Source organism: Pirellulales bacterium (genome assembly GCA_035939775.1).
GTDB lineage: Bacteria > Planctomycetota > Planctomycetia > Pirellulales > DATAWG01 > DASZFO01.
This window is the reverse complement of record DASZFO010000227.1, coordinates 1-12049: the sequence shown is the minus strand read 5'-3', so window position 1 is coordinate 12049 and position 12049 is coordinate 1. Positions and strand designations below refer to the sequence as shown.

Genomic DNA, 12049 nt, shown 5'->3' with positions numbered 1-12049 from the left:
GGAGAAGGGGACGGCAACCACGCGACTCTATTATCTGGCCACCGCGCCGCAGTTTTACGAGCAGGCGGCCGAGCAATTGGGGGCGGCCGGTCTGGCCGACGAATCGGGGGGCACGCGGCGGATCGTCATCGAAAAACCGTTCGGCACCGATCTGGCCTCCGCCCAACGGCTCAATACTGCCGTGCATAAGGTCTTTTCCGAAAAGCAGGTCTATCGCATCGACCATTATCTCGGCAAAGAGACGGTCCAGAACGTGTTGGTGCTGCGGTTTGCCAACACGATCTTCGAGCCGATCTGGAACCGCAACTACATCAACCACGTGCAAATCACCGTGGCCGAGGAGGTGCCGGTTGGCCGTCGTGGGGAATACTATGACAAGGCGGGCGTGCTCCGCGATATGTTCCAGAACCATCTGCTGCAGCTTTTGATGATCACTGCGATGGAAGCCCCAGTGCGGTTCAAGGCCGACGCCGTGCGCGACGAGAAGGTGAAGGTGTTGCAGGCGATCCGCGTGCCGACGCCCGAGGAGGTTTGCCGCGACACGCTACGGGCGCAATACGACGGATATTGCAAAGAGCCGGGCGTCGCCGCCGACAGCCAAACGGCCACTTACGCGGTCTTGAAGCTGGCGGTCGAGAACTGGCGCTGGCAGGGAGTGCCCTTCTATTTGCGAAGCGGCAAGGCCATGTCGTGCCGCACCACTCAGATCGTGATCCAGTTCCGCGAGCCGCCGTATATGATGTTTGGCGGCGGCAAGCGGTTCAACCAGGAAGGCAATCGGCTGGTGATTCAGGTGCAGCCCGCCGAGGGGATTCAGCTTCATTTTCAAACCAAAGTGCCCGACGCCGGAATGCAGCTTCGGCTGACCGATCTCGATTTCAGCTTTGCGCGCGAGTTCCACGGCACCATGCCGGAGGCCTACCAGCGGCTGCTCTTGGATGCGATGGCCGGCGACGCGAGCCTGTTCGCCCGCGCCGACGAAGTCGAGGCCGCCTGGGGAATTATCGACCCGATTCTCGCGGCTTGGCGCGAGAAGGGCCGGCCTGAGATGCTCAAATATGAGCCCGGGCTTTGGGGCCCGTCGGTGGCGGCCGACTGGATGGACGCCCAGGGCCGGTCGTGGTTCGACGCCTGCCCGGTGCTTTGATTTTGGATTTTGGATTGCCGATTTTCGATTGGTAGCGCGAGGTGCCGTTGCGAATCGCTTGCGCGTAATCGAGAATCGGCAATCCACAATCCAAAATCCAAAATCGCCATGCCGCTTCGCACGCTCCCCATCCTCGAGCAATGGGATTGCCATAACTGCGGCGTTTGCTGTTACGGCAATATCATCCGCTTGGACGACGACGATCTGGCTCGACTCAAGGCGCAGCGATGGGAGGACGACCCCGATTATCGCGGCGTGCGAACGGTCGTAAGTCACGGGCTGGTGAACAAGACCTACACGCTCGTGCAACGACCCGACGGTGGTTGCGTGTTTCTAACTGCGCTGGGACGTTGTCGAATCCATGAGATTCATGGCTACGACGCCAAGCCGCGGATTTGCAAGACGTTTCCGCTGCAAGTCGTGCCGGTCGAGAATGCCGCGATTTTGACCACGAGGCGGAGCTGCCCCTCGGCCGCCCAGAATCGCGGGCGGCCGCTTTCGGAACACACCGCCGCGGTGGAAAAGCTCGTCGCGCCCGAGTTAGCCGAGATCGGGGGCCAGTCGCCGCCGCCGATTGTGCGAGGGCTTTCGCGCGATTGGCACGACGCGCGCCGCGTCGCCGGGGGGATCGAGCGGCTGATGACTGATCGCCGCTTTCCGCTCGTGCGCCGCTGGATTCATGGCTTGCAATTCTGCCAGTTGATCGTCGACTGCCGCGGGCGCAAGCTCCGTTCGCTCAAGGGCCCCGAGTTTGCCGAATTGATGTCGATCTTCGAGGCGGCCGCGCTGGAAGGGGCGGGTCGCTGGTTTTCGGAGCGAACGGCGCCGGCGAAATGGGCCGCCGCTCTGTTCCGGCAAGCCGGCGGCGAGTATCTTCGCCCGCACCCGCGCTCCGCGGCCCAGCCGAGTTGGCGCGAGCGACTGCGACTTGGTCGCGCGGCTTGGGCGCTTGCCCGCGGTAAAGGCAAGCTGCCGCAGTTGGTCGCGGGGTTTCGCGCCGAGACGTTCGAGGACCTCGAAGCACCGCTCGGCGCGCTGAGTCCCGACGTGCTCACTCCGCTAGACGCCTATTTTGAATCGCTCATCGCCTCGTGGCGCTACGCGGCGCTCGGCTATCGAGGATGGTCGCTCGTCGACGGCTATCGGGCGGCGGCGCTGTCGTTTGCCGTCGCACTATGGCTCTTTCGCTGGGCCTCCGGCGCTGAACGCAAGAGCGACGAGATCATCCCGATCATCGGTTGCCTCGATCGATCGCAAGGTTACACGCCGCTAGTCGGCGCTCGACATCGCCGCCGCGTGAACACGCTGGCCCAAGAAGGGCAGCTCCAGCGGCTCGTAGCGTGGTACGCGCGGTGAAGCGCACTCGTCGCGCTTCGAGTGTTGGAGTCCAGGCTTTATCCGCCAACCGCAGCCTAAAGGCTGAACTCCAACCGCCGGTCCGCGATGCCTACACTGCCGCCCTTGACCATCCCATCCGCGACATCGACAATCGGCATCATGGATTCCGCTCTCGGCAATTTGCGTCTCGGCAGCGTTGCACTCGATTTTCCCGTCGTGCAGGCGGCGCTTTCGGGCTATAGCGATTGGGCCATGCGCGTGATCGCGCGGCGGCTCGGCGCTCCGTACACGCTCTGCGAGGTGCTGCTCGACCAATTCTTGATCGAAGCGAGTCACACGCGAAAGAACCAAGGGCGGCTGCGAGTTTCCGACGAAGAGCATCCGGTGGGCGGGCAGTTGATGGGGGCCAATCCGGATGATTTTGGTCCGGCGGCGCTGCGCCTGGTGGCGGCGGGGTTCGATGTGATCGACATCAACTTCGGTTGCCCGGTGAAGAAGGTGCTCGGCCGTTGCCGCGGCGGATATTTGCTGGGCCAGGTCGAAACGGCGCTTGAGATTGTCGGCCGCGTGCGCGAGGCGGTCCCCGCGCCGATTCCCGTCACCGTGAAAATGCGCCGCGGGATCGACGACAGCCAAGAGAGCCGCGAGCGGTTCTTCACGATCTTCGACGGCGCTTTCGCCCGCGGCGCGGCAGCGATCACGGTGCACGGCCGCACCGTCGAGCAGCGCTACGTCGGTCCCAGCTCATGGGATTTTTTGCGCGAGGTGAAGCGGCACGCGGGAGGCCGCGTCGTCCTCGGGAGCGGCGACCTGTTCACGCCGCAGGCCTGCCTCGACATGATCCGGCACACCGGCGTTGACGGAGTGACGGTCGCCCGCGGGGCGATCGGCAATCCGTGGATATTCAATCAGACGCGAGCGCTCGCCGCCGGACTACCGCTGCCCGATCCGCCGGGCCTGTTCGAGCAGCGCGACGTGATCGCCGAACATTATCGGTTGGCCGAGCAAATCTACGGCCCCGAGGTCTGCTGCCGGCAGATGCGCAAGTTCGGGATCAAGTATTCGCGGCTGCACCCGCGATCGCTCGAAGTCCGCGAGGCCTTCGTTTCCGTCCGCCAGGCCGGCCAATGGCGACAGGCGCTCGATGCCTTCTTCGCTGAAGACCTCCCCGGCCGGCATCCGGAGATGGAAGTCGACGAAACGGCCGATTGCGAAGCGGCGTGAGATACTTATCGCGCGGACGACGGGTGGCCGGGAGTGGACGGAAGGGAAGCCCCGGCTGGCGATTCTGGGGGGCGTCGGCCGCGCCTCCGGCCCCGCCCACCCCGTGGCCGAAGTTGTCAGGCACTATCAAGCGAACGGCGCGAATTCGTCGTAGGGCTTGTGACTCAGGTTCTCGAACCGAGTGAATTTGCTGAGCCACGCAAGCTTGATATCGCCGGTCGGGCCATTGCGCTGTTTGGCAACGACGATGTCGGCCTGGCCCGCGACGTCTCTCTTTTTGTCCTCGTTCGTCTCGTAATACTCATCGCGATGGACGAACATCACCAGGTCCGCGTCCTGCTCGATCGCCCCCGATTCGCGCAGGTGACTGAGCCGCGGACGATTCTCCTTCGCCACTTCGGCTTGCCGATTTAACTGCGCCAGACAGAGCACGGGCACGTCGAGTTCACGAGCCATCCCCTTGAGCCGCCGGGTGATCCGTGCGACCTGCTCCTGCCGCGGGTCGCGCGGATTGTCGGGATCAATCAATTGGAGATAGTCGATCACCACCAGACCGAGTTTGTTTTTTCGCTTCAATCGCCGGGCGGTGGCAGCAATCTCGGTCATGTTTCGGCTGGGAGTGTCATCAATAAAAAGTGGCGATTGACTGATCTCACCGGCGCGTTCAACCAGCTTTCGACGGTCCTCTTGGGATATGTGACCGTTTCGAAGCAGGCGACTGTCGACATGCGCGCGTGAACACAGCAATCGGTCGGCCAGTTCGAGCGACGACATCTCCAGGCTGACGAATAACACCGTAATCCCTAGGTCGATCGCCACGTATTCAGCGAGATTGATTGCTAACGCGGTTTTTCCCATACTTGGGCGGCCGGCCAAGATCACCAATTCCGAGTTGTGGAGTCCGCCTGTGAGCGAATCGACTTCCGTAAAGCCCGTCTCGATGCCTCCCTGCATGTGCTGATTGCGCATGCGAGCATCAATCCGCTCCATGGCTTTATGGAGGACGTCGCTGATCGTTTCAGTTCGGCCCGTGCCGTTAGCACCAAGTATCGAGAAAATCTTCTCTTCGGCCCGGCTGAGCATTTCGCGGGCTTCGCCGGATTCGTCGTAGGCGTCGCGGAGGATGTCCGTGCTGGCATGGATGAGCGACCGCAGCGTGGCCTTATCGCGGACGATGCCTGCGTAATGTACAGCGTTGCCGGCGTGAGGCACGGAGCGGGTGATTTCCGCCAGATAGCCGGCCCCGCCGATCAACTCGAAATCGCCGGACGAGTTGAGCCGCTCCACGAGCAGAGTCAGATCGACCTTTCGCCCGGCGTCGTGGATCGCCTGCATGTGGGCGAAGAGCTTTTGGTTTGCCTCGTCGTAGAAATCGTGCGGGCGGACGATCAGAGCGACTTCATCGCAGACCTCGGGCAACAGCATGATGCTGCCGAGCACTCCCTTTTCGGCGTCGAGATTGCAGGGAGGCTGGCGATCGAGAATCTCTGTGGAAACCGCGCGGCGAGTCGCGGCGCGATCGTCGATGCGTTGAACTGTGGCCATCAAACCGACCCTCCGTGGAAAGATTGCCTAACGTGGTGGGCACACTCCATGTGCCGCAACGTCCGCGGTGGTCACGCTCCCAATGCGCGACGGGAAACGGCGGACGGCACGCAGAGTGTGCCTGCTACGTTCACTTCGCCGGCGGGCTCTTCGCCTCGGCCTTCGCGTCGGCCGCAGGCTCCTGATCGACAGCCACCATCGGCACGACCCAGACCTTCAATTCCCCTTCGATTTCCTGTCCGAGATGGATTTGGACCGTGTAGAGGCCCAACTCCTTGAGCGGGCCCTTGAGGCGAACTTGGTCGGCAGTGATCGTGAACTCGTGCTGCTTGAGGGCCTTGACGATTTCGGGTGCGCCGACGGAGCCGTAGAGATGCCCTTCGTCGTTGGCGTTGGCTTCGATCGTGATGCTCTGCCGTCCCAATTGATCGGCAAAATCCCGCAAGCTGGCCAGCCGCTCGTTCTGGATCGCCAGCAACCGAGCGCGATGCTTCTCGACCATTCGCTTGTGATGATCGGTGGCGATCGTGGCCAACCCCTGCGGCAAGAGGTAGTTGATCGCGTAGCCGCGCTTCACCTCGACGACCTCGCCTTGCTTGCCGAGGTGATCGACCGATTGGACCAGCAGCAGCTCGATGCCGCCGTGAGGACCGCGGTTGAGCCGCCGAGAATGCTTGTGGGTACGCTGTTTCGAAATCGTTTCTGGCATAGGAGATTTGTTTTATTTGATGCTTGGAATGAACCTGGGCCGATACGGGGCTGCAATGACCCTCACCCCCGTTCGGCAAGCTCACGGCAGGCTGCCGCCTCCCAAACAGAGAGAGAGCGACGGATTAAAATGGAATGTCGTCGTTCGGGGCGGTGCCGCCGGAGCGGCTGGGAGCGGCATTGCCGGCTGGCGCTTCTTCGTAGTAGTCACCGCCACCGCCGCCGAAACCGGCCTCGGATTCATCGTGGGCCGGAGTGCTTTGACTGGCGCCCCCACGACCTCCTCCTCCACCGCCTCCACCGCCCCCTTTGCCACCGACCATCTGCATTCGGTCGCAAACGACGCGCAGTTTGTAATTCTTCTTGCCATCCTTTTCCCAAGTGTCGAGCTTGAGCCGGCCCTCGATAAACAACGGCGATCCCTTGCTGAGATACTCGCAAGCGACTTCGGCCGTCCGGCCCCAGAGCGTCACATCGACGAACGTCGTTTCATCGACCCATTCCCCGCTGGCATTCTTGCGGCGATCGTTCACTGCCAGCCCGATGTCAGTCACCGCCGTGCCGCTGGGGATATAGCGCAACTCCGGGTCGCGTGTCAAGTTGCCCATTAAGATGACGCGGTTGTAGCTGGCCATAACGGAAGTCTCCTGCCCGAGCGATTCAATGAACAAACGTATCGTTCAACGCCGTTCAAGCTATCACATCATTCTTCGTCCGGCAACTCCGGCACTTCTAATTCCACTTCGATCGGCAGTTTAGGCACCGCCGCGGCTTCTTCGGCCGCCTTGGCTGCCCGCCGCTGCTCGGCGACCGGGCCGGTGCCCGTGAGGGCGTGCGTCACGAGCGCATCGGCGATCCGTGGATCGACCTTCAACATCAGCGAACGGACCACATTCTCGTTCAACTGGATCTGGCGTCGCAACGTGGACATCTGGCCCGTTTCGAGCTTGAAATAGGTGAGCCAGTAGGTCCCCTTGCGATGGCTGCCGATCGGAAAAGCCAGCCGCCGCTCTTCCCACAGCCGGCTCGCCAGCACTTTTCCGCCGTGATGCTGGATCAATTCGGGGATTTGCCCGCTCACACCGCTCGGATCGCGGCCATAGCGGTTGGAATCCAGAATGAACATACCTTCGTAAACATTCTCGCTCAAGACAATGCTCCTTAGTTATACCGATTCATGCTTTCTTGCAGCCCCTCGGTCGCCCAGACAATCGCGGCGTCGGCCGCTCGCATGACACTCAAATCAATTTCCGGCAATTCGTTCTTCGTAAACCGGCTGAGGACAAAATCGACCGGATCCCAACTTGTCGGAACTGGCCCGACTCCGATCCGCAACCGCGGCACATCTTCCGTTCCCAAACGGCGAAGGATATCGGCCAAACCCTTTTGGCCCCCGGCCGAGCCTTGGCCTCGCAGCCTTAGTTTTCCCAGCGGCAGATTGAAATCATCGCACACGACCAGCAGATCTTCGTTCGGCAGTTTGTAAAAATCGCGGGCCGCCAAGGCGCTCGTGCCGCTTAAGTTCATAAACGTCTGGGGCAATAGCAACAGCACCCGCTGGCCGCTCAAATCCGCTTCGATCAATTCTGCTTGAAAGCCGGTTCTCGGCCGGCCCGTCGCATGGCGGCGAGCCAATTCCGCCGCCACGGCGAATCCCACATTGTGTCGGGTCCCCTCGTATTTACGCCCCGGATTCCCTAGCCCGAGAACCAATTTCATGAATGCAACGGGAAGAAATGATTTCGACCTCCGATCGAGAGTTGGAGTTCCCTTCGGGTCTGAGCCTCAGGGTCGAAGACAGGCTTTAGCCTGCGAGCAACAGCGCAAAGGCTGAACTCCAACCGTGTGAACTCTGATCCCCGACCTCCGACCTCACTTCTCCTCCTCTTCCTCCGTCTCGGCCTTGCGTCCAATCACTTCCGGCTCCGCGCCTTCGGTCGTGGCGGCAGCCTCTTCCACCTCGGCGGCCGGCTCGACGCACTGTGCGGCCACCGCATCCGGATCGCTCAAAAGCTTCGCTCCCTGCGGCAACTCCAATTGCCCGATCGTCACCGAGCCACCAATTTCCAGGTGATTGATGTTGAGCTGAATTTTGTCGGGGATCGCGGTGGCGAGGCACTCGATCTTGATTTCGTGCGCCAAATGCTGGACGACGCCCCCTTGCCGCGCTCCCGGGGCTTGGCCACGCAGCTCGACCGGCACGGTCACTTCAATCCGCTCGTCAGCCGAGACCCGGGTGAAGTCGATGTGCAGTACGCCCGTGCCGTAGGTGTCCCATTGCAGGTCACGAATCAGGGCGCTCTCGTTCACGCCTCCTTTGAGTTCGACTAGCCGGCTCCCATGCCGCATTGCGGTCGCAAACTGGTCGCGCGACACGGCCAAGCTGACCGTCTGCTCCCCATGGCCATACAGCACGGCCGGAATCGCCCCTCCGTTGCGGAGCCGCTTGGCATGCCGCTTGCCATAGGACTTGCGAACCTCGACGTTTAACACTTCGGCCATGGTCATCCCCGATTCAAAGCGTAGGCGCGGCGTCCCGCCGCGCACCGTGAAGCGGCGAAACGCCGCTTCCACTAAATCAGCCTCGGCCGAAATAGGCCGCGGCGAATCAAGTATTGTGCCCGAATCGGCCGGGAATTCAACCCCGGCTCGCACAAATTTTGCCACTAGCTTCTGGTAGTCCACACAGGAAATCGACTCAAACGATCGACTGCCGCGCTCCGTCTCAGCGGAAAACTGACCTTGCCGGGATCGCCCATTTTTAAGACTCTTATGGCCCGCGGGGCTGCTGCACGAAGCTACTGACTCCCGCGTTTCATTGCGGTAATCTGCCTTAATCCCCTGGACGGATCCGATGGGACTGCTTGCGGGAAAGCGAGTGATTGTGACTGGCGGCGCCGGTTTCCTGGGGCGCGAGGTTTGCCAGGCGCTGGATGCTTATCGCCCGAGCTTGATTCTGGCGCCGAGAAGCTATGAATACGATCTTCGCCGCCGCGAGGCGGTTCGCCGGCTGTTTCGAGTGACGCGGCCCGACGTGGTCGTGCATTTGGCGGCGGTGGTCGGCGGGATTGGAGCAAACCGGGCTAATCCAGGCCGCTATTTCTACGAAAACGCCATCATGGGCGTTCAGCTTCTCGAAGAGGCCCGGCTAGCGAAGGTGAGCAAGATCGTCGTGATCGGTTCGATCTGCTCGTACCCCAAGCATACTCCCGTTCCGTTCCGCGAAGACGATCTTTGGAACGGTTATCCGGAAGAGACGAACGCTCCTTACGGTCTGGCAAAAAAGATGCTGCTCGTGCAGGCTCAAGCCTATCGGCAGCAGTATGGAATGAATGCCATCTCGCTCTTGCCGGTGAACCTCTACGGGCCGGGCGACAACTTCGATCCCGATTCGAGCCATGTGATTCCCGCGCTGATTCGCAAGGCGATTGAAGCCCGCGAAGCGAAGCAACCATTCGTCGAAGTCTGGGGAACGGGCAGTGCGTCGCGCGAATTCCTATTCGTCCGTGATGCCGCTCGCGCAATTGCCGCGGCCACCGAACTCTACGACAAGCCCGAGCCGGTCAATATCGGCTCCGGCGAGGAGATTACGATCCGCGAGTTGACGGAGTTGGTCTGCCGTGCCTGCTGTTACGGTGGTGAAATCCGCTGGGACGCGACGAAGCCCGACGGCCAACCGCGGCGCTGCCTCGACACAAGCCGAGCGCTGGCGGAATTTGGATTTCAAGCCACGACTCGCTTTCCCGATGGCCTGCGAGAGACGGTCGCCTGGTACGAAGCCGATCGACAGGCCGCGGCGCTGCCCCGCGCCGCGTGAGCAATGTTCGGAGGACGGAGGTCAATCGTTAGCCGGTTCGCTTGCGAACTAAAGGTCGAAGATCGCGAATCCTTAAATGACAGGTGCCCAATGCACGGCAACTCGGACCGTTAACTGCAAATGACCTCTCCGCGACGCGCCCTGATCACCGGCATCACCGGCCAAGACGGCTCCTATCTGGCGGAGTTCCTCTTGGCCAAGGGATACGAAATCCACGGCCTGGTCCGCCGCGCGAGCACATTCAACACCGAGCGGATCGAGCATCTTTATCAGGACCCGCATGAGGCCGGCACCCGGCTGTTCCTTCATTACGGCGATCTGACCGACGGCACGAGCCTGATGAATCTGGTCCTCTCGATCGAGCCGGATGAGATCTACAATCTGGCGGCGCAGAGTCACGTGCGGGTATCATTCGACCAGCCGCTATTCACGGCCGACGTCGATGCGCTCGGCACGCTGCGGATTCTGGAGACCGCCCGGCAATTGAAGCGGCATCGCGAAGTGCGCGTTTATCAGGCCTCATCGAGCGAGATGTTCGGCCAGGCCGTCGAGTCGCCCCAGCGCGAAACCACGCCGTTCCATCCGCGCAGCCCCTATGCCTGTGCGAAAGTGTTCAGCTTTCATCAGACGGTGAACTACCGTGAGGCCTATGGCTTGCACGCCTCGAACGGCATTTTGTTCAACCACGAATCACCATGGCGCGGCGAGACGTTTGTCACCCGCAAAATCACTCGCGGGGCAACCCGCATCCGCGAAGGGCTGCAGCAGAAGCTGTATCTCGGCAATCTCGACGCCCGCCGCGATTGGGGCTATGCCAAAGACTACGTCGAGGCGATGTGGCTGATGCTCCAGCAGGACGAGCCGGACGACTACGTAATCGCAACCGGCGAAACGCACAGCGTTCATGAGTTCTTGGAGTTGACCTTCGAGCATCTCGGTCTGCGCTGGCAGGACCACATGGTGGTCGATCCGCGCTATTTCAGGCCGGCCGAAGTCGATCTGTTGCTCGGTGACGCGTCGAAAGCCCGCGAGCTGCTCGGCTGGCAGCCGCGCACGACGTTTCGCGAATTGGTCAGCCTGATGGTCGAATACGACTGGAGCATCGCCCGCGAAGAGCGCGCGCTTTCGGTGCGATTGGCGGCATAAAGGTGATTAACCGCCAAGACGCCAAGGACGCCAAGAGTTCTTAGGGTCCCTTCTTCTTGGCGTCCTGGCGGCTCAATCCTTCGAGGCCGCGGCACTATGCCGATATTTCAGCACGCGCACGCTCTCGACCGTGATCATCCCTTCGTCGACGGTCTCGTCCAAGAACGGCAGCAACTGGGCGATCTTTGCCGCCGCGTCGACGACTTCCACCACGATCGGCAGATCGGTCGAGAGGTCCAGGAGGCGGCTGGTGTGAACGCGCGTGTTCGCCCCGAAGCCCATCGTGCCATGCAGCACGGTCGCTCCGGCGAGCCCTAGCTCGCGGGCTTTCATGACGATCGCGCGGTAGAGCGGCTCGCCATGCCAGACGTCCGACTCGCCGATGAACACCCGCAAGAGCTGCCCCTCCTCGCTCATTTTCATCATGACAAAATCCTCCTCGGATGGAACGGTCGAAAGTTCGGCAATCGGTTCGGGCAGGTCCAACCGCATTCCCGCCTCCGCGGCCGCCGCGGCGCTCGCGCGATAGAGCATGACATGAGCCCGCTCGAGAGTAATGATTCCCTCGGGAATGATCTCCGTCGCGTGGCCCAGGAAGCGGCCGATGTTCTGCCGGCTATCGACGACCTCGACGATGATCGGCACATGCTCGACCAACGACCAGCGCCCGGATTCCAGTAGATTTCCCCGAAGATCGAGCCCGTAAATGCCGCGCACAAGCGTTGCCCCGGCCATATCGTCGCTGCGGGCCAGTTCAATGAGCGCATCGGCCGCGTTTCGCCAACCGCATTGGTCGGTGTTTCGCAAATGGACCCGCAGCAGGACTTGTTCGCCTTCGAGTTTCATGGGCTCGCACGGGTGCTCCCCACGCTTCGCGAGGAAAGAACCCCACGACCGCGCGTGAGGAACACACTTCTCAAATCCTCCCCAGCGCCACGCCAATCCGCAAGGCGATCAATCCGACCACCACGCTGCCGACAACGTAGATTGTACCGAACAAACTTTGATTGTCGCGAATCAGGTCGTAGCTTTCCCACTCGAACGATGAGAACGTCGTGTAGCCGCCGGCCAGCCCAACGGCGAACAATAGTCGAAGGTGATCGCGAGTGAACCACTCGCCGCCG

Annotated in this window: 13 protein-coding genes; 5 read left to right on the top strand and 8 right to left on the bottom strand. The window is 61.6% G+C overall.

Annotated elements, in window-relative coordinates; translation table 11 throughout:
• The 3 genes from zwf to VGY55_14180 all read left to right on the top strand — a co-directional run.
• The coding region (gene zwf, locus VGY55_14190) for a glucose-6-phosphate dehydrogenase (GenBank protein HEV2971119.1) at positions 1-1147 on the top strand (1147 nt) is incomplete at its 5' end.
• Between the two features lie 108 nt (positions 1148-1255).
• The gene (locus tag VGY55_14185) at positions 1256-2503 is read left to right on the top strand and encodes a YkgJ family cysteine cluster protein (GenBank protein ID HEV2971118.1); all 1248 of its coding nucleotides are present in this window, start codon (positions 1256-1258) and stop codon (positions 2501-2503) included.
• A 141-nt stretch (positions 2504-2644) separates the two neighbouring features.
• Positions 2645-3709, top strand: coding sequence for a tRNA-dihydrouridine synthase (locus VGY55_14180; GenBank protein HEV2971117.1), 1065 nt, complete (start codon positions 2645-2647; stop codon positions 3707-3709).
• Between the two features lie 126 nt (positions 3710-3835).
• On the opposite strand, the gene dnaB is transcribed toward VGY55_14180, so the two are convergent.
• The 6 genes from dnaB to VGY55_14150 form a co-directional block, all read right to left on the bottom strand.
• Complete coding sequence (gene dnaB, locus VGY55_14175; GenBank protein ID HEV2971116.1) at positions 3836-5254, bottom strand: replicative DNA helicase; 1419 nt, start codon at positions 5252-5254, stop codon at positions 3836-3838.
• A 130-nt stretch (positions 5255-5384) separates the two neighbouring features.
• On the bottom strand, positions 5385-5963 hold the full coding sequence (rplI, locus tag VGY55_14170) for a 50S ribosomal protein L9 (GenBank protein ID HEV2971115.1): 579 nt from the start codon (positions 5961-5963) through the stop codon (positions 5385-5387).
• 124 nt (positions 5964-6087) lie between these two features.
• Positions 6088-6597 carry a single-stranded DNA-binding protein gene (ssb, locus tag VGY55_14165; GenBank protein HEV2971114.1) on the bottom strand — a complete coding sequence of 170 codons (510 nt, stop codon included), beginning with the start codon at positions 6595-6597 and terminating at the stop codon, positions 6088-6090.
• A gap of 68 nt (positions 6598-6665) precedes the next feature.
• Positions 6666-7112 (bottom strand): 30S ribosomal protein S6, encoded by a 447-nt coding sequence (rpsF, locus tag VGY55_14160; protein ID HEV2971113.1) that lies wholly within the window; start codon positions 7110-7112, stop codon positions 6666-6668.
• An 11-nt stretch (positions 7113-7123) separates the two neighbouring features.
• Positions 7124-7681 carry an aminoacyl-tRNA hydrolase gene (pth, locus tag VGY55_14155; GenBank protein ID HEV2971112.1) on the bottom strand — a complete coding sequence of 186 codons (558 nt, stop codon included), beginning with the start codon at positions 7679-7681 and terminating at the stop codon, positions 7124-7126.
• Between the two features lie 153 nt (positions 7682-7834).
• Positions 7835-8464, bottom strand: a complete 630-nt coding sequence (locus VGY55_14150) for a 50S ribosomal protein L25 (GenBank protein ID HEV2971111.1) — start codon at positions 8462-8464, stop codon at positions 7835-7837.
• A gap of 352 nt (positions 8465-8816) precedes the next feature.
• Here VGY55_14150 and VGY55_14145 point away from each other — a divergent pair, with 352 nt between their 5' ends.
• Together VGY55_14145 and gmd are read left to right on the top strand one after the other, a co-directional pair.
• On the top strand, positions 8817-9779 hold the full coding sequence (locus tag VGY55_14145; protein ID HEV2971110.1) for a GDP-L-fucose synthase: 963 nt from the start codon (positions 8817-8819) through the stop codon (positions 9777-9779).
• Positions 9780-9899: 120 nt separating this feature from the next.
• Positions 9900-10925, top strand: coding sequence for a GDP-mannose 4,6-dehydratase (gene gmd / locus VGY55_14140; GenBank protein ID HEV2971109.1), 1026 nt, complete (start codon positions 9900-9902; stop codon positions 10923-10925).
• A gap of 72 nt (positions 10926-10997) precedes the next feature.
• Here gmd and VGY55_14135 read toward each other — a convergent pair whose 3' ends face one another.
• A complete protein-coding gene (locus tag VGY55_14135) occupies positions 10998-11771 on the bottom strand; it encodes a DUF190 domain-containing protein (GenBank protein ID HEV2971108.1) in 774 nt (257 codons plus the stop codon).
• Positions 11772-11841: 70 nt separating this feature from the next.
• On the bottom strand, positions 11842-12049 hold a 208-nt coding region (locus VGY55_14130; GenBank protein ID HEV2971107.1), incomplete at its 5' end, for a CrcB family protein.

Bases quoted from the DNA above. Each gene is read 5' to 3' on its own strand.
- VGY55_14185 (HEV2971118.1), top strand. From the start codon at position 1,256: ATGCCGCTTCGCACGCTCCCCATCCTCGAGCAATGGGATTGCCATAAC.
- VGY55_14180 (HEV2971117.1), top strand. From the start codon at position 2,645: ATGGATTCCGCTCTCGGCAATTTGCGTCTCGGCAGCGTTGCACTCGAT.
- dnaB (HEV2971116.1), bottom strand. From the start codon at position 5,254: ATGGCCACAGTTCAACGCATCGACGATCGCGCCGCGACTCGCCGCGCG.
- rplI (HEV2971115.1), bottom strand. From the start codon at position 5,963: ATGCCAGAAACGATTTCGAAACAGCGTACCCACAAGCATTCTCGGCGG.
- ssb (HEV2971114.1), bottom strand. From the start codon at position 6,597: ATGGCCAGCTACAACCGCGTCATCTTAATGGGCAACTTGACACGCGAC.
- pth (HEV2971112.1), bottom strand. From the start codon at position 7,681: ATGAAATTGGTTCTCGGGCTAGGGAATCCGGGGCGTAAATACGAGGGG.
- VGY55_14150 (HEV2971111.1), bottom strand. From the start codon at position 8,464: ATGGCCGAAGTGTTAAACGTCGAGGTTCGCAAGTCCTATGGCAAGCGG.
- VGY55_14145 (HEV2971110.1), top strand. From the start codon at position 8,817: ATGGGACTGCTTGCGGGAAAGCGAGTGATTGTGACTGGCGGCGCCGGT.
- gmd (HEV2971109.1), top strand. From the start codon at position 9,900: ATGACCTCTCCGCGACGCGCCCTGATCACCGGCATCACCGGCCAAGAC.
- VGY55_14135 (HEV2971108.1), bottom strand. From the start codon at position 11,771: ATGAAACTCGAAGGCGAACAAGTCCTGCTGCGGGTCCATTTGCGAAAC.